Annotated in this window: 12 protein-coding genes; 4 read left to right on the top strand and 8 right to left on the bottom strand. The window is 56.2% G+C overall.

The features are described 5' to 3' along the window. Positions 1 to 12: 12 nt before the first annotated feature. Positions 13 to 3,063, bottom strand: coding sequence for a formate dehydrogenase-N subunit alpha (gene fdnG / locus HP564_RS18510; RefSeq protein ID WP_371245302.1), 3,051 nt, complete (start codon positions 3,061 to 3,063; stop codon positions 13 to 15). A 382-nt stretch (positions 3,064 to 3,445) separates the two neighbouring features. Here fdnG and fdhD point away from each other — a divergent pair, with 382 nt between their 5' ends. The 3 genes from fdhD to HP564_RS18495 all read left to right on the top strand — a co-directional run bounded on the left by fdhD (position 3,446) and on the right by HP564_RS18495 (position 6,211). After that, a complete protein-coding gene (gene fdhD / locus HP564_RS18505) occupies positions 3,446 to 4,270 on the top strand; it encodes a formate dehydrogenase accessory sulfurtransferase FdhD (protein ID WP_371245301.1) in 825 nt (274 codons plus the stop codon). Between the two features lie 182 nt (positions 4,271 to 4,452). Then, positions 4,453 to 5,070 (top strand): superoxide dismutase [Mn], encoded by a 618-nt coding sequence (gene sodA / locus HP564_RS18500; protein ID WP_371245300.1) that lies wholly within the window; start codon positions 4,453 to 4,455, stop codon positions 5,068 to 5,070. 178 nt (positions 5,071 to 5,248) lie between these two features. After that, a complete protein-coding gene (locus HP564_RS18495; protein ID WP_371245299.1) occupies positions 5,249 to 6,211 on the top strand; it encodes a VirK/YbjX family protein in 963 nt (320 codons plus the stop codon). An 8-nt stretch (positions 6,212 to 6,219) separates the two neighbouring features. Here the strand turns inward: HP564_RS18495 and HP564_RS18490 are convergent, their stop codons facing one another. The 7 genes from HP564_RS18490 to argE form a co-directional block, all read right to left on the bottom strand. Beyond that, positions 6,220 to 6,582 carry a YibL family ribosome-associated protein gene (locus tag HP564_RS18490; RefSeq protein WP_371245298.1) on the bottom strand — a complete coding sequence of 121 codons (363 nt, stop codon included), beginning with the start codon at positions 6,580 to 6,582 and terminating at the stop codon, positions 6,220 to 6,222. Positions 6,583 to 6,660: 78 nt separating this feature from the next. After that, positions 6,661 to 7,194 carry an MltR family transcriptional regulator gene (locus tag HP564_RS18485; protein WP_371245297.1) on the bottom strand — a complete coding sequence of 178 codons (534 nt, stop codon included), beginning with the start codon at positions 7,192 to 7,194 and terminating at the stop codon, positions 6,661 to 6,663. 82 nt (positions 7,195 to 7,276) lie between these two features. Continuing rightward, positions 7,277 to 8,425, bottom strand: coding sequence for a mannitol-1-phosphate 5-dehydrogenase (mtlD, locus tag HP564_RS18480; protein WP_371245296.1), 1,149 nt, complete (start codon positions 8,423 to 8,425; stop codon positions 7,277 to 7,279). 94 nt (positions 8,426 to 8,519) lie between these two features. Further along, positions 8,520 to 10,454: a PTS mannitol transporter subunit IICBA gene (locus HP564_RS18475; RefSeq protein WP_371245295.1), complete on the bottom strand. Its 1,935-nt coding sequence runs from the start codon at positions 10,452 to 10,454 to the stop codon at positions 8,520 to 8,522. Between the two features lie 430 nt (positions 10,455 to 10,884). Further along, the gene (locus HP564_RS18470; protein ID WP_371245294.1) at positions 10,885 to 11,601 is read right to left on the bottom strand and encodes a DUF3053 domain-containing protein; all 717 of its coding nucleotides are present in this window, start codon (positions 11,599 to 11,601) and stop codon (positions 10,885 to 10,887) included. A gap of 152 nt (positions 11,602 to 11,753) precedes the next feature. After that, entirely contained in the window at positions 11,754 to 14,405 is a 2,652-nt protein-coding gene (ppc, locus tag HP564_RS18465) for a phosphoenolpyruvate carboxylase (protein WP_371245293.1), read from the bottom strand. Between the two features lie 285 nt (positions 14,406 to 14,690). After that, entirely contained in the window at positions 14,691 to 15,839 is a 1,149-nt protein-coding gene (argE, locus tag HP564_RS18460) for an acetylornithine deacetylase (protein WP_371245292.1), read from the bottom strand. A gap of 167 nt (positions 15,840 to 16,006) precedes the next feature. Here argE and argC point away from each other — a divergent pair, with 167 nt between their 5' ends. Beyond that, positions 16,007 to 17,011: an N-acetyl-gamma-glutamyl-phosphate reductase gene (gene argC / locus HP564_RS18455; protein WP_371245379.1), complete on the top strand. Its 1,005-nt coding sequence runs from the start codon at positions 16,007 to 16,009 to the stop codon at positions 17,009 to 17,011. Positions 17,012 to 17,024 lie beyond the last annotated feature (13 nt).

Here is a 17,024-nt window from a genome sequence, read left to right as displayed (position 1 = left end):
GTTCGTTCTCCGTTACGCCTTTTCCACGTTAACTAAAAACCCTTTGTATTCCGGCGTCTGCGAGTTGGCATCGCCTACTGACGGCGTCAGCGTATTGGCAAGGAAACCTTTACGTGCCGCACCCTCAAAGCCCCAGTGGCAGGGGATGCCCACGGTATCGACCGGTTTACCGTCAATAGTCAGACGCTGCAAACGTCGCGTCACCACCGCTTTTGCTTTGATATAGCCGCGCCGCGAGGAGACCCTGACGCTGTCGCCCGCCCTGATGCCTTTCTCTTCTGCCAGCTCGACGCCGATCTCAACAAACTGCTCGGGCTGCGCAATGGCGTTCAGCAGGGCATGTTTCGTCCAGTGACGGAACAGCTCGGTGATGGAGTAGGTCGTCGCAACACAGGGATAGTCAGCCGCTTCGCCCAGATGCACCGCATCACGCGCAAACAGTCGCGCGACCGGACTGTGGCTCTGCTGCGGGTGCAGCGGATTGGTATTGAGCGGGCTTTCCATTGGCTCGTAGTGCTCTGGAAATGGTCCGTCAGCCATTTTATCGAGCGCAAACAGATGGCCCATGCCGTCGGGCTGCATAATAAACGGTCCCGCTTTCTGCTGCGGTGCAAGAGTCAGCGGATAATCGGGAACATCAATGCCCAGCCAGCGCTGTCCGTCCCACTCAATCAGGCGGCGATGCGCATCCCAGGCTTTGCCCTGCTCGTCGGCAGAAGCGCGGTTATAAAGAATGCGGCGATTGGCTGGCCACGCCCAGGCCCAGCCGGAGACGACACCCAGCCCTGACGGATCGGCATTGTCGCGACGCGCCATCTGATTGCCCTGCGGCGTCCAGCTACCGGCATAGATCCAGCAGCCGCTGGCGGTGCTACCGTCGTTGCGCAGTTCGGCAAAGCTGTTAAGCTGCTGGCCTTTTTTCAATACCCGTTTGCCGCTGGCGTCATAAACGTCCTGTAATGCGCGACCATTGCTCTCCTGCGCAACCTCTTCGGGTGATGGATCGGCGGGATTCCTGTAGTTCCAGTTCATTGCCATTAGCGGCTCGGGCGCAACGCCGCCTTCCTGGCGATAGAGCTCGCGCAGGCGCAAAAAGAGATGGCCGAGAATTTTACCGTCGTGCAGCGCTTCGCCCGGCGGGCGGGCTGCGGCCCAGTGCCACTGCAGCCAGCGCGAAGAGTTGGCCACCGAGCCATCTTCTTCGGCGAAACAGGAGGAGGGCAGGCGGAACACTTCTGTGGCAATCTGCGACGGATCGACGTCGTTGAACTCGCCGTGCGATTGCCAGAAGCTGGCGGTTTCGGTGCTGAGCGGATCGATCACCACCATATATTTCAGGCGAGAGAGCGCACGGCACGCTTTGTTTTTATCCGGAAAGGCGGCCAGCAGGTTAAAGCCCTGAATGATGGCACCGTTTATCTCGCCCTGTTCCATCATCTCCGCCTGGGCCATGCAGTCATAGCTTTTGTCCCATTTGGGCAGCCAGTCATAGCCCCACTGGTTTTCCGCCGTGGCGTTATCGCCATAGAAACTTTTCATCAGGCTGACAAAGAATTTGTCGGTGTTCTGCCAGTAGTTGACCTGGCCCGCCAGCGTCGCGGCAGGCGTTGCTTTTTGCAGATAGTCTGCCAGCGTGGGGAGTTTCTCCGATGGCAGCGGCAGGTAGCCAGGCAGGCTCTGCGCCAGCAGGCCGAGATCGGTGTAGCCCTGTACGTTCGAGTGGCCGCGCAGCGCGTTGATGCCGCCGCCGGGCATCCCGATGTTGCCGAGCAGCAGCTGGATCATCGCCGCAGTGCGGATAATCTGCGAGCCGTTGGTGTGATGCGTCCAGCCCAGCGCATAGAGAATAGTGGCGGTACGGTGGGTGACGCTGGTAGAAGCCAGCTGCTGGCAGATAGCGAGGAATGTCGCCTGCGGCGTGCCACACAGACGCTCGACCAGTTCTGGCGTATAGCGGCTGGCATGTGTTTTCAGCAGATTCAGCACGCAGCGGGGGTGGCTAAAGCTGTCGTCGCGGCGCGCATGGCCCTTTTCGTCCAGCTCATACTGCCAGCTGCTACGATCGTACTGCCGAGTCTCAGGGTCATAGCCGCTGAACAGCCCCTCTCTGAAGCTGTAGCCGTCGCTGACGATCAGCGCGGCGTTGGTAAAGGCGCGCACGTACTGCTGCTGAATCTGGTTATGCTGCAACAGATAGTTAATCACACCCATCAGGAAGGTGACGTCGCTACCCGCGCGCAGCGGCGCATAGAGATCGGCGACCGATGCCGAGCGGTTAAAGCGTGGATCGACCACAATCACCTGCGCATTATTGTGCGTCTTCGCCTCGATCACCCATTTGAAGCCTACCGGATGGGCTTCGGCTGGGTTGCCGCCCATGATCAGTACGACGTTGGCATTTTTAATGTCGTTCCAGTTGTTGGTCATCGCGCCGCGGCCAAAGCTCGGCGCCAGCGCGGCAACCGTCGGGCCGTGGCAGAGTCGTGCCTGATTCTCCAGCGCGACGATACCCAGCGCACGGGCAAACTTTTGGTCAAGGAGTCCGGTTTCATTACTGGCAGCCGAGGAGCAGAACATTGATGTGGTCGGCCAGCGGTTTACGGTGACGCCTGCGGCGTTAGTCTGTTGAAAATGCGCATCGCGATCCTGTTTCATCAGTCGGGCAATGCGCTCAAACGCTTCCTGCCAGCTGATACGCTGCCATGTGTCGCTGCCCGGCGCGCGGTATTCCGGGCAGGTCAGCCGCTGGTCGCTGTGAATATAGTCGAGCACGCCTGCGCCTTTTGGACAGAGCGAGCCGCGGCTAACGGGGTGATCGGGATCGCCTTCTATATGGTAGATGGCTGAGCGGGCATTTTTGGCACCGTCGCCAAGGCTGTAGATGAGCATGCCGCAGCCAACAGAGCAGTAGGTACAGTTGTTGCGCGTTTCTCTGGCGCGCACCAGCTTATACTCTCGAATGCCAGCCAGAGCCATTTCCGGCGCAAAACCTAATAACGCCGCACTGGTTCCAGCCATGCCTCCTGCACAGATTTTAAAAAACCCTCGTCTGGTAATTTGCATTTATCTTTCTTCTTTATTAGCTCCATTGCGAAGCTATGCAAAATAGCAGTCCTATCTGCTGCTTATTTGACAGAAGTCAATAAGGCAGGCTTTAGTAATGCTTTTTTAAATTCTGTTTAACACTTTGTAGGTATCTGACAGGCCGACAGATTTTTTTTAGCCAGCAAAAAAAAACCTTTTCCCCTTTGAAAACCGATGTTAATTGCTGATGGAAAATCATTCTCATCTGGCAGAGAAAAACAGCGCTGGCGCGCCCTGCGCAGCATAATTTGTATAGCGTTTCTTTTGCGCCGGCCCCCACAAGAGCGCAAACTTGTGCCATTCCGCGTCGGAGGCCCGGGCGCGTACTTTTAAATTGATTGTTAACAACAGGTCACATGCTTTGAAACCCACTCCACAACCTTTCGGCGAAAATTTAACATCCCACGCGGGCAGCAGCGAAACTCAGGTATGGCAGCGCGGCAATTTATCGCAGGCTCAGCCCGACTGGCTGGCGGACGAAGTGCCGGTAGCGCTGGTCTATAACGGCATTTCACATGTGGTGATGATGACCACGCCAAAAGATCTTGAGGCGTTTGCTATCGGCTTTTCACTGTCGGAGGGCATTATTGATGCACCAGCGGAGATTTTTGGTCTGGATATCGTGCCCGGCTGCAACGGCATTGAGGTGCAAATTGAACTCTCCAGCCGCCGCTTTATGGCCCTGAAAGCCCATCGACGCGCGCTGGCGGGGCGAACCGGCTGCGGGGTTTGCGGTGTCGAACAGCTGGAGCAGATCGGTAAACCCGTGCAGCCGCTGGCTTTTACCCAGACATTTGATCTGGCGCAGCTCGATCGCGGCCTGGCCCAGCTGAAAAACTTTCAGCCGGTGGGCCAGCAGACCGGTTGCACCCATGCGGCCGCCTGGATGCGCCCGGATGGCGAGCTGGCAGGCGGCTGCGAAGATGTGGGGCGGCATGTTGCGCTGGATAAGCTGCTCGGCTATCGCAGTCGCGCCAGCTGGGGCAATGGCGCGGCGCTGGTATCCAGTCGTGCCAGCTATGAAATGGTGCAAAAATCGGCCATGTGTGGCGTGGAGATCCTGTTTGCTGTTTCTGCGGCAACCCGCCTTGCTGTTGAGGTGGCTGAGCGCTGTAACCTGACGCTGGTAGGCTTCAGTAAGCCAGGGCGCGCCACGGTCTATACCCATCCTCAGCGCCTGCGCTAAGGCACATGACGACCGGCAGGCTGTAAAAACAACGGTTTGCTTATGCCAGATTAAGCAATTCCTTGCAATTAATGGGGCATTGATTACCCTTTTCCGGATCATGAATTTAACTATAATGGTTCGACTGCTTACGCGGCACGCCCTTCGCGTTGCCGCCCAAATATGATATGGAGAGGAAGAACATGAGTTATTCACTGCCATCCCTGCCTTACGCCTACGACGCACTGGAACCGCATTTCGACAAGCAGACGATGGAAATCCATCACACTAAACACCACCAGACCTACGTTAACAATGCTAACGCTGCGCTGGAAGGGACCGAATTCGCTGACCTGCCGGTTGACGAGCTGATTACCAAACTGGATCAGGTTCCGGCAGACAAAAAAACCGTTCTGCGTAACAACGCAGGCGGCCACGCTAACCACAGCCTGTTCTGGAAAGGCCTGAAAACCGGTACTACGCTGCAGGGTGACCTGAAAGCCGCGATCGAAAAAGATTTTGGCAGCGTTGAAAAATTCCAGGAAGAGTTTGAAAAAGCGGCGGCAACCCGCTTTGGATCTGGCTGGGCGTGGCTGGTGAAAAAAGGCGACAAACTGGCCGTTGTCTCTACCGCTAACCAGGATAACCCGCTGATGGGCGAAGCAATTTCTGGCACTTCAGGCTTCCCGATTCTGGGTCTGGACGTGTGGGAGCATGCCTACTACCTGAAATTCCAGAACAAACGCCCTGACTACATCAAAGCGTTCTGGAATGTCGTGAACTGGGACGAAGCGGCAGCGCGTTTCGCTTCAGCAAAATAAGTGCGTCAGCGCTAAAGCAAAAAACCGGCGTGTCGCCGGTTTTTTTATGCGCGCTATCTGCCTTTTTAAACGGCAATTAAACATTTGTTTCGTTGTTTTTTAACTTTAAGTTGCATTAATGTGCCGTTGAGTTTTGACTCAATAGGATTGATAACATTCCACCAGAGAATGTTATCTCATGTCTATTATAACAACGCATGTGCCAATCGCTGATTCCTCAGCTTCGCTGTTTTTTCAGCTGGTTAGCGGAAAATATATCCCGAATAAACTGTGGTTGAGCAAACGCTTTCGCCTGAAGTTTGCGTTAAGAACCCTGGCTTATCCCGTGACGACGACAGGATATTTACGTCAGCTTTCATGCCTGCCTGATTTACCTCAGGTCATGAGCGTACAAGGGTTATTACCGGCCAAGTTGCACCGTCCTTATCTCCATGCCGGACTGGGCGTGGCGGCGCGTGCGCAGGCGATTCTCGATCACTATCAGCTGGTAGCATCATTACAGAATGCGACGCTACGGCAGCTGCTGCAAACTCCCGGCGATAATTTGCTGGCGACGCTGCACGGTAAAAACAGCGAATGCTTTACGCTCTATTCCTGCCCCGGGCGTTTCGATCGCGAAGGCGAAATCACGCTGGTGCTGCGCTATCAGAGTGAAGTCATTGCCTCGCTCTCTTTCTCGCTTATTTATGAAAATAAACAACGCACGCTGTTAATTGGCGGCCTGCAGGGACCGCGTAAGCATATTTCAAATGAGGTGATCCGCGAGGCGACGAAAGCGGCGCACGGCTTGTTTCCTAAACGCCTGTTAATGGAGGTGGTGCTGATGCTGGCCCGTCAGTGCGGTGTGGAGAGTATGGTTGCCGTAGGGGATGACACGCATGTGTTCCGCAGCCTGCGCTATCGTCGCAGCAAGAGTGACCATTTTTTTGCCAGCTACAGCGAGTTCTGGACATCACTTGGCGGAGTGGCACGCCCGGATGCCCTGTTCCAGCTGCCGCTTAGCCTGCCGCGCAAAGCGCTGGAGGAGATCGCCAGCAAGAAGCGCGCGGAGTATCGCCGTCGTTATGAACTGCTGGACGCGCTGGCAATGCAGGTGCTGACGGCAACCGGCCAGCGCGCAGTGGATCAGGCTGCTGCCTGATCCAGGGCTCAGAACGGCTTCTTCGCGAAGCCGGTCATCACCTTCAGGCCCATCTCACGACCCAGCGCGGTCATCGGATGGACCACCACCAGGCCGCGCACGCTTTTCTTCAGCGATCCCATGTCGGCCTGCTCTTTTTTAGTGATTTCGCGGCTGAACGGCAGATTTTGCAGCTTCTGCGCCTCTTTGCTCAGCTTGTCGTCAATTTTGTCGCGCAGACGCTCAATTTCTGTTACCAGCGTCTCTTTCTCTTTCAGCAGCGCGCCCAGTTTTTCGGCGTCGCCCGCTTCCAGCAGCTGCGGCTCTTTGCGGTTCAGGGCGTCCAGCTGATCGCTCAGACGTTTAATCTCGGCTTTTTCTTGCTCTTTCATGGCGAAAACTCGTAGTGGAAAACAGGCAAAGGATACACGAAAAGCGGCGCAGATTCGCGCACGACGATGGAGCAGGGATCAGGTACCGGGACGTTTGAACGCCTGCTTCAGGCTGATACGCGAAATGAGCTCGGTCAGAGAGAGCACCATGGTTGAGCGCACCATTTGCAAATAGCGCTGCTGCTGCATCGCGCGCAGTTCGGCATCGTCAGGATGAAATTCCGGTTTTGGCGGCCAGGCGACGACGCAGTGCAGCTCGCCAAAGGGGCCAAGAATTTCATCGTCGGTAAAGCGATAGTCACCCCGATCGTGGTTAAGCTCTTCGCGTAACGCCAGCAGCAGCTCGCAATCTTCATATTCATGACGGTTAATCACGCCCAGGCCGTAAATCAGTTTCAGGCGCACCGGAAGTTCACCAAGCGGGCCATCGCCCAGCAGCAGCGGCTCGACGGCATATTTCACCGCATAGTCATCTTTACGAAACACCTGTAGCACCAGCAGATTAACCGCTTCGGCCAACAGCTCAACGGCGGCGATCAGAAAGCTTCTCACCGAGCGACCGGCGTTCAGGCGCTCAAGCACCCGGTTTTCAAAAGCCTGCTTTTCTTCCATTGTTGCCTGCAATATTCCACTACCGTCAACGGGCACAGCCTCGCTGTGCCCGTACCGCTTATGCGTGAGTAACACGCGTTTCTCAAACCATTGCGTTGTATGCGCTGACTGCGGCGGCGACCACATCGCTGTCGGCATCCAGTCCAGAGACCTGTGCCAGCGTAGCCTGCGGGCCTTTCTCATTCAGCAGCGTTTCCAGCTCCTGCGCCTGCGGATCCTGGGCGCTGCGATAGTGCAGCGCCGCCGCAATTCCCTGAACCAGGTTCGCATTTGGCAGCTGATACTCCAGCGTGCCCAGCGTCGGTTTGATCAGGCGATCGCCCGCGCTCAGCTTACGCAGCGGCTGGCGGCCGACGCGCTCTACGTCATCTTTCAGATAGGGGTTTTCAAAACGGCCGAGGATTTTTTCGATATAGGCAGCGTGCTTGTCAGCATCAAAGCCGTAACGCTTGATCAGCACTGCACCACTCTCTTCCATGGCGCCTTTTACCACCGCACGGATTTTCTTATCCAGAATGGCATCGCGAATAGTCTGATGCCCAGCCAGCTGGCCGAGATAAGCGGTAATGGCGTGGCCGGTATTGAGGGTAAACAGCTTACGCTCGACAAATGCCATCAGGTTATCGGTCAGTTCCATCCCGGCAATCTCTGGGAGTTCACCTTTAAACTGGGTTTTATCAACAATCCACTCACTGAAGGTTTCTACGGTGACTTCCAGCGGATCGCTGCTGCCTGCTTCGGATGGCGGTACGATTCGGTCTACTGCAGAGTCAACGAAACCCACATGCTGCTCAACCCAGGCGTGATACTGCTCCGGCAGTGACTTCAGCACGTGCTGCCTGAGCTGGCTGGTGCCGCGCACCATATTTTCACAGGCAATAATATTCAGCGGCTGCGTGTTGCCGTCGTCGTGGCGTTTTGCCAGGCCTTTCGCCAGACTTCCCGCGATGCGCTCAAGAATTTGTGGGCCTACGGCCGTGGTGACCAGATCGACTTCCGCCACCAGCGCGATGATATCGTCACTGGTGCTGTTGACGGCGCTGACGCCCTTCACGATTTCCACTTTTGCCTGCTCGCCAACCACATGTACTGGATATTCATGACGCGCGTTCAGTGCATCCAGCACCACCTGATTGACATCAGCAAAGACCAGTTCAATGCCTGCATCCGCCAGCAGCTTGCCGATGAAACCGCGACCGATATTGCCTGCTCCAAAATGTAACGCTTTCATAATATTGACCCATATCAAATGACGATGGGGCGGGCATATCCGCCCCGGAAATCGGGACGGGCATACCCGCCCCAGGGAAAATCACGCAGGGCGTTTAGGCGGTAGCCGGGCTGCCTGACAGCAGATCCAGCACCTCCTGTACGCTGGTAGTGTGTGCCAGCTTCTCAATTACGCTTTCATCGTCCAGCGCATTGGTCAGGCTGGTGATCACCTGGATATGCTCGTTGTTGCGTGCCGCGATACCAATTACCAGGCGCGCCACATCATCAGCATCTTCACCAAACAATACGCCCTGAGGATACTGACAGAACACCACGCCGGTTTTCAATACGCGATCTTTCGCTTCCACCGTGCCGTGCGGCACCGCGATAGATTCGCCGAGATAAGTTGGCGTAAGCTGCTCGCGTGCCAGCATCGCTTCCACATATTCTGGCTGAACGTAGCCGCCTTTCACCAGTTGCTCACCGGCAAAGCGGATTGCCTGCTCTTTGTTGCTGGCGCTCAGGCCGAGGAAGACATTGTCTGCGCCCAGCTTAAACAGGTGCGAGCCGCTGTTGTCGTAGCTGTCTGCCAGCGCGGTCTGTACGGTTTCACGATGCGCTTCGCTGCGGTTTGCCGCCACCAGGCGCTCAGTCAGGTTGGTGTAGAGTGCACTGTCGAGGAAGTTATTCAGCGAGATATGCTGCGCCTGCGGCGCCTGGCGTATTGCACGCTCGGTAAGGTCGCGGTGGGTAATCACCAGGTCGACGTCGCCCGGCAGCGAGTTAATTGCGCTGTTGGTGACAGAGACGTTACTCAGACCCGCATCCTGCACTTTTTTACGCAGCACCCCGGCACCCATGGCGCTGGAGCCCATACCGGCGTCGCAGGCAACGATGATTTTACGCACGTGACTGACGTCAACGCTGTTCGCATCAGCTACCACTGGCGCACCCGCAACGGCCTGGCCTTTCGACTGTGCTTTCATGTCGTGCATGCGTTTGGTCGCGGCTTCGATATCGTCATCTTCTTTCACTTTGCTGGTTTTCAACAGGACAGAGGCAATTACGAAAGAGACGGCAAAGGCTGCCACAATCGCAGCGATGTTAGCGAAGTAGGCGCCTTTCGGCGTCATCGCCAGGACGGCCAGGATAGAACCGGGCGAGGCCGGAGAAACCAAGCCACCATTCAGCACGGTCAGCGTAAATACGCCGGTCATACCGCCGAGGATAACCGCCAGCAGCAGGCGGGGTGCCATCAGCACGTACGGGAAGTAAATTTCGTGAATCCCCCCCAGGAAGTGGATGATCGCCGCACCGCCCGCAGACTGCTTCGCGCTGCCGCGGCCAAAGATCATATAGGCCACCAGCACTCCCATGCCTGGGCCTGGGTTCGCTTCGATCAGGAAGAAAATGGACTTGCCTGCTTCACTCGCCTGCTGAATGCCCAGCGGCGAGAAGATACCATGGTTGATGGCATTATTAAGGAACAGGATTTTTGCCGGTTCAACAAAGATGGAGGTCAGCGGCAGCAGGTTGTTCTGCACCATCAGGTTAACGCCGGCGGCAAGGATATGCGACAGACCTTCTACCAGGGGCCCGATAGCCATAAAGGCGATCAGCGCCAGCACCATGCCGATGATCCCGGCAGAAAAGTTATTGACCAGCATCTCGAAACCGCTTTTGATTTTGCCATCAACGGCGCGGTCGAAAGATTTAATGGCCCAGCCACCCAGCGGACCGGCGATCATGGAGCCAAGGAACATCGGCATATCTGCACCCACGATGACGCCCATGGTCGTAATGGCCCCCACAACACCACCGCGATCGCCGCCCACCAGACGCCCACCGGTAAAACCGATCAGCAGCGGCAGCAGGTAGGTAATCATCGGGCCAACCAGTTTGGCCAGCGTTTCATTGGGAATCCATCCGGTCGGGATGAACAGTGCAGTGATGATGCCCCATGCGATAAACGCACCGATGTTCGGCATCACCATGTTACTCAGAAAGCGGCCAAAGCTTTGAACCTTAACCTTGACTGATGAGGACATATCCCACCCCTTATCGAGACGCGCTGCAATAAGAGAGCGCGTTTGTTTTTGTTAAGTCAGCACGGCGGTAAGCCGTCGCTATTACTGTATGCAGGCGGACTCTATCACGCGAATATGACGCTGCGTAGCCGTCGGGGTAAGTGTGATCCAGATCACTAATGTTCGGTGTGGACAGGGCCATTTTTGGTGAAGCTGGTCACAAAAAAGAGGGATAAAAAAGATCAAGTGCACATTTATTCAACACCAAAGCGAGGCAAATGTGACCTGTATCACGATTTGATCGCCCTGGTTTGTTTCATATATGTGACTATGATCACAAAGTATTTTCGGTTGAAAATGCGCCAGATCACACTCTGTTGGCGCATGGGGAAAAAGCGGAAAGGGATAAGAGAAAGGGCAAAGGCAAGCTTGCCGCTTGCCTCTGAAATAATTACTGCAAACCGTTCTGGACGGTCGCCTGCGCCTGATTTAATGCCTGGGCATTCGCAGAAAGGGTGCTCATCAGCGCATTATACTGGGTAACCTGATCCTGCGTCGGGAACTGAACGGCATTGTTGTTGAAGCTGACGCGCGAACCTTGCTGTTGCAGGAAGTCGCCTGCCTGCACCGCACCCTGGCTTAGCGCCTGCAGCTTCGGCAGCAGGGGAACTAACTGGTTTGCTGGCTGCGTCACCACTTTATCGTAAACGGTGTCATAGGCTTTTTTCAGCTCCTCTTCCTGCTTGAGCGCCGCTTTACTGCTGTCCGCCTGCATTTTAGCGCTTTCCAGCTGCTGCGTAACAATCACCAGCGCGCCGTTAGCCTGGCGCAGGGCGTCACGACGAGTCAGGTAATCCTGCGGCACGCGAATCGCCGACAGTTCATCGACAACCGGACGCATACCCTGCTCGACCGCTTTATTTACCTGTTGGGAAAAGCCATAAATAATGGCGTAATCACCAGCAAACTTACCAAAATTCTGCTTCTGGCTTTCACTCAGGCTCGGCAAATGCTCGCCGCTGCGCATCACGGTATTTTGCAAGAAATCGATAAAGGCTTTGCGCTGATCGCCCTCTTTGTCACCGCATGCGGTGAGGTTAAGCACCAGCAATGCGGCACCGAGCAACATGCCAGTACGCATCCAGATGCGAGAAATTCCTGATGCCATAAGGGCAACTCCTGTAAATGAGAATGTAGATAACCGAGGAATGGTCCTAAAGAATAGAGCAAAGTAGCGGCCGGGCACAACGCTTGCACACGTGAAAGGCGTCGTGGCATGTGAGGTATCCGGGCAGGAGCCTGCCCGGATTGCAGAGCGCATTAACCGGTATTACGCATGCCGGCTGCAACGCCCGCAATGGTCACCATCAGCGCCTGCTCAACGCGGGGATCTACCTCTTCACCGCGCGCTTCCTGCGCACGGGCACGCTGTAACAGCTCCGCCTGCAACACGTTAAGCGGGTCGGTATAGACGTTACGCAGCGCGATGGATTCAGCGATCCACGGCTGGTCCGCCATCAGGTGAGCGTCATTGGCGATGGTCAGCACCGCTTTGATGTCAGCATCAAGCTGGTCGCGTAGCTGTTTGCCCAGCGGCCAGAGCGTTTTGTCGACCAGGCGCTGATCGTAATATTCCGCCAGCCACAGGTCAGCTTTCGCAAACACCATTTCCAGCATGCCGAGACGGGTGGAGAAGAACGGCCAGTCGCGGCACATCGCCTCCAGCTGATCCTGATGTCCATCCTCCATCGCCTGTTGCAGAGCCGCGCCCGCGCCGAGCCAGGCGGGCAGCATCAGACGGTTTTGCGTCCAGGCAAAAATCCACGGAATGGCGCGCAGTGACTCAACGCCGCCGGTTGGACGGCGCTTGGCCGGACGTGAGCCGAGCGGCAGTTTACCCAGCTCCTGCTCTGGCGTAGCAGAACGGAAGTAGGGCACAAAGTCGGGATTTTCGCGTACGTAGCCGCGATACATGGCGCAGGAGTGTTCAGAAAGCTGATCCATAATACTGTGCCACTCTTGCTTTGGCTCCGGCGGCGGCAGCAGGTTGGCTTCAAGAATCGCACCAGTATAGAGCGACAGGCTGGCGATAGTGACCTCGGGCAAACCATATTTGAAGCGGATCATCTCGCCTTGTTCGGTCACGCGCAGGCCGCCTTTCAGGCTGCCGGGAGGCTGAGACAGCAGCGCGGCGTGGGCTGGCGCACCGCCGCGGCCAATGCTGCCGCCGCGTCCATGGAACAGCGTCAGCGCAATGCCGGCTTTTTCACAGGTTTTAATCAGGGCGTCCTGCGCCTGGTACTGCGCCCAGCTGGCCGCCATCACGCCGGCATCTTTTGCCGAGTCGGAATAGCCGATCATCACCATTTGCTTGCCCTGGATAAAGCCGCGATACCAGTCGATGTTTAGCAACTGGGTCATCACGTCATTGGCATTGTTGAGATCGTCGAGGGTTTCAAACAGCGGTGCCACCGGCAGGGCAAACGTGATGCCTGCCTCTTTCAGCAGCAGGTGCACGGCCAGAACGTCAGAGGGAGTTTTTGCCATCGAGATGACGTAGGCAGCAATCGAGCCCTGCGGCGCTTCAGCGGCGACGCGGCAGGTTTCCAGCACTTCACGCGTCTCGTCGCCTGGCTCCCAGTGGCGCGGCAGCAGCGGACGCTTGGAGTTGAGCTCGCGGATCAGGAAGGCTTGCTTGTCAGCCTCCGACCAGCTTTCGTAGTCGCCGAGGCCGAGATAACGGGTCACTTCGGCAATGGCTTCCGTATGGCGAGTGCTCTCCTGACGCAGATCGATACGCACCAGCGGCACGCCAAAGCATTTGACGCGACGTAGCGTATCGAGCAACTGGCCGTTAGCGATAATGCCCATATCGCACTGCTGCAGCGACTGATAGATTGCGTAAAGCGGCGTCCAGAGCTGGTCGTTGGAGATCAGCAAATCGGCCGGACGCGGCAGACGCTCGCCTTTAAGACGGTGTTCAAGATAGGTCTGGGTGGCCATCAGCTGGCTGCGCATACGCTTCAAAATCACACGATAGGGTTCAATCGCGTCTGGATCGCCACACAGTTCGCGTATTTCCTCGCTGCACTCAGACATAGACAGTTCAGAGATCAGCACGCCAATATCCCGCAGGAACAGGTCGGCTGCTTTCCAGCGGCTGAGCTGCATCGCATGGCGTGTTACCGGCGCGGTGACATTCGGGTTGCCATCGCGGTCACCGCCCATCCAGGAGGTAAATTTCACCGGCACAAAATCCACCGGTAGCCTGATGCCGAACGTCTCTTCCACCTGCTCGTTCAGTTCACGCAGAAAGGCGGGCACACCTTCCCACAGGCTGTTTTCTACAACGGCAAAACCCCATTTGGCTTCATCAATGGGCGTTGGGCGATATTTACGGATTTCATCCGTGTGCCATGCCTGCGCCACCAGCTGACGCAGGCGACGCATGATCTGGTTACGCTCGTAGTCGGAGATATCGCTGTGATCGAGCTGCTTCAGGCAGCTGTTAACTTCAACCAGCTTATGAATCAGGGTGCGGCGCGTAATTTCAGTCGGGTGCGCGGTCAACACCAGCTCCAGCGACAGCGACTCAATCGCCTCGCGGATAGCGCTTTCGCTCACGTCAGGCTGCTGTTTAAGACGATCAAAGGTGGTTTTCAGCAGTTCAGGATGATTGGTGCCGTCGCCGCTGCGAGAAATAGTCTGGTACTGCTCGGCAACGTTGGTCAGATTAAGAAACTGGCTGAAGGCGCGCGCGACGGGCAACAGTTCGTCGTTCGACAGGTTTTGCAGCGTATTGAGCAGTTCCTTGCGATCGGCCTCATTTCCCGCACGGGATGACTTTGAGAGTTTGCGGATGGTCTCCACCCGGTCGAGGATGTTCTCTCCTAGTGCATCCTTTATGGTATCCCCGAGCAGTTTGCCGAGCATACTGACATTACTTCGCATTGCGGAATATTGTTCGTTCATGTGACCCTGACACCCTTATCGTCTTTGTAAGCTTCTATACCCACTGTTTGCGTTAACCCGAAAACGGCCTGAGCCATCACCCACTGGGCATAACATCGGCTTTTATCTAGCCACGTAAACCTTGCGGCGTCAATGTGCTTCGCCACCCGGTAACATGCATCTAACTGGCGGAAATTCAAAGATTTTAATCGTAGAGAAGCGGGATAAGTTATTCTTATCAACAAATCCCGCGTGGAGATCAGGAAAATTACTTTCTTAACAGTGAATTGCCCTGTTTATTGCATATCAGTGGCAAAAATGCTGCACAACCTGAGCGATTAAAGCACGCGTTGGCTTAATGAATGCAGTATCGATAAATTCATCCGGCTGATGCGCCTGGTTGATTGATCCCGGCCCCAGAACCAGTGTCGGGCAGAGCGTCTGAATAAAGGGCGCTTCGGTGCAGTAGTTCACCACTTCAGTCGGGGTACCGAGTAATTTTTCTACCACCACCACCAGCTCATGGTTCGCCGGGCATTCGTAGCCTGGAATGGGCGGATGCAGCTCGCCTACGGTCAAGCGGCCAGGCCAGCGCGCGCTGACCGGTGCCAGCGACTCATTCAGTAACCCTTCCAGATCATTCAGCGTCAGACCAGGCAACGGGCGAATATCCATGTGCAGTTCGCAGCAGGCGCAGATGCGATTCGCCGCGTCGCCACCGTGAATGTGGCCGAAGTTCATGGTGGGATAAGGGATAGCGAAGCCATCGTGGTTGTAGCGTTCTTTCAGCGTGTTGCGCAGCTGCATCAGGTGGCTGACAGCATCATGCATTAGCTCAATGGCGTTAACGCCGCGCGACGGATCGCTGGAGTGGCCCGACTGGCCCTGTATGCGAATAACGTGGGACAGGTGACCTTTGTGCGCACGCACCGGCTTCAGGGAGGTGGGTTCGCCGATAATGGCGCAATCCGGACGGATAGCAGTGGTTTCGGAGAAATACTTCGCTCCTGCCATGGTGGTCTCTTCATCCGCTGTCGCCAGGATGTAGAGCGGCTTGCTGAGTTTGCTGACGTCCACATCGCGCAACGTGTCGAGAATAAAGGCAAAGAAACCTTTCATGTCGGCAGTACCCAAACCAAAGAGCTTGTTGTCATGCTCGGTCAGGGTAAAGGGATCGCGCGTCCAGCGGCCATCGTCAAAGGGCACAGTATCGGTATGCCCGGCAAGCAGCAGGCCGCCTGCACCGCTGCCAGTGCGGGCCAGCATGTTAAATTTATGGCGCGTGCCCGGCACGGGCTGGACTTCAACACTGAAGCCGAGATCGCGAAACCAGCCTGCCAGCAAATTGATTAAAGTTTCATTGCTCTGATCCAGCGCCGCATCGGTTGCGCTGATGCTTGGAGTGGCAATCAGCTGGCGGTAGAGTTCGATAAAAGGCGGTAATTTTGTCTTCACTGTTGACGGTCCTTGAGTTAGGATGTATCAATATTCATGCATTAATAGTGAATAAAAATACATTAACGCCGGTTGGCTGGGAAGCAAAAATCCCCTCAAACGGCATCGTGGGCAACGGGGCATGGCCGCGACCCGGAACGTGTGACTGTAAAAAGGGTTACAGCCTGATGTTGAATACGCTGATCGTTGGTGCCAGTGGTTACGCTGGTGTGGAACTCGCCACTTTCCTTAATCGCCATCCACATATGAACATAACCGCTTTGGCGGTTTCAGCGCAAAGCCCCGATGCGGGTAAGCGTCTGTCCGATCTGCATCCGCAGCTGAAAGGCATTGTGGATCTGCCGTTGCAGCCGCTGAGCAGTGCAGCGGAGTGGGCGGATAAAGTGGACGTGGTCTTTCTCGCAACGGCCCACGAAGTCAGTCACGATCTGGCACCGGAATTCCTCAAGGCGGGCTGCGTGGTCTTCGATCTCTCCGGTGCGTTCCGCGTTAATGACGGCGACTTTTATCAGCAGTTTTACGGCTTCACCCATCAGCACGGCGACTGGCTCGACAACGCCGTCTATGGTCTGGCGGAGTGGAACCAGGCGAAGATTAAAGAGGCGCAGCTGGTTGCGGTGCCGGGATGCTATCCCACTGCTGCACAGCTGGCGCTAAAGCCGCTTGTTGACGGCGAACTGCTGAATCTGGAGCAGTGGCCAGTGATCAATGCCACCAGCGGCGTCAGCGGCGCGGGTCGCAAAGCCAACGTAGCGACCAGCTTCTGTGAAGTGAGCCTGTCGGCGTACGGCCTGTTTAATCACCGGCATCACCCGGAGATTGTGGCGCACCTGGGAACGCCAGTGATTTTCACACCGCATCTGGGGAGTTTCCCGCGTGGCATTCTGGCAACCATTACCTGTCGCCTTAAGCCGGGCGTCAGCCACGATGACGTGGCCGCGGCGTTCCAGCATGCCTATCACGACAAGCCACTGGTGCGGGTATATGAGCAGGGCGTACCGGCGCTGAAAGCGGTTATCGGTCAGCCGTTCTGCGATATCGGTTTTGCCGTGCAGGGCGAGCATCTGATTGTGGTGGCGGCGGAAGATAATCTGCTGAAAGGTGCGGCGTCACAGGCGGTGCAGTGTATGAATATTCGCTTCGGTTTCCCTGAAACGCAGTCTCTGATTTAACGGGCAAGGATGA

Origin of the sequence: Pantoea sp. KPR_PJ (genome assembly GCF_041386365.1) — a bacterium.
Lineage (GTDB): Bacteria > Pseudomonadota > Gammaproteobacteria > Enterobacterales > Enterobacteriaceae > Pantoea.
This window is presented reverse-complemented; position numbering and strand designations above follow the sequence as displayed.

Coding starts and splice junctions, on each gene's coding strand:
- fdnG (WP_371245302.1), bottom strand. CDS start 3,063: ATGCAAATTACCAGACGAGGGTTTTTTAAAATCTGTGCAGGAGGCATG.
- sodA (WP_371245300.1), top strand. CDS start 4,453: ATGAGTTATTCACTGCCATCCCTGCCTTACGCCTACGACGCACTGGAA.
- HP564_RS18495 (WP_371245299.1), top strand. CDS start 5,249: ATGTCTATTATAACAACGCATGTGCCAATCGCTGATTCCTCAGCTTCG.
- HP564_RS18490 (WP_371245298.1), bottom strand. CDS start 6,582: ATGAAAGAGCAAGAAAAAGCCGAGATTAAACGTCTGAGCGATCAGCTG.
- HP564_RS18485 (WP_371245297.1), bottom strand. CDS start 7,194: ATGGAAGAAAAGCAGGCTTTTGAAAACCGGGTGCTTGAGCGCCTGAAC.
- mtlD (WP_371245296.1), bottom strand. CDS start 8,425: ATGAAAGCGTTACATTTTGGAGCAGGCAATATCGGTCGCGGTTTCATC.
- HP564_RS18475 (WP_371245295.1), bottom strand. CDS start 10,454: ATGTCCTCATCAGTCAAGGTTAAGGTTCAAAGCTTTGGCCGCTTTCTG.
- HP564_RS18470 (WP_371245294.1), bottom strand. CDS start 11,601: ATGGCATCAGGAATTTCTCGCATCTGGATGCGTACTGGCATGTTGCTC.
- ppc (WP_371245293.1), bottom strand. CDS start 14,405: ATGAACGAACAATATTCCGCAATGCGAAGTAATGTCAGTATGCTCGGC.
- argC (WP_371245379.1), top strand. CDS start 16,007: ATGTTGAATACGCTGATCGTTGGTGCCAGTGGTTACGCTGGTGTGGAA.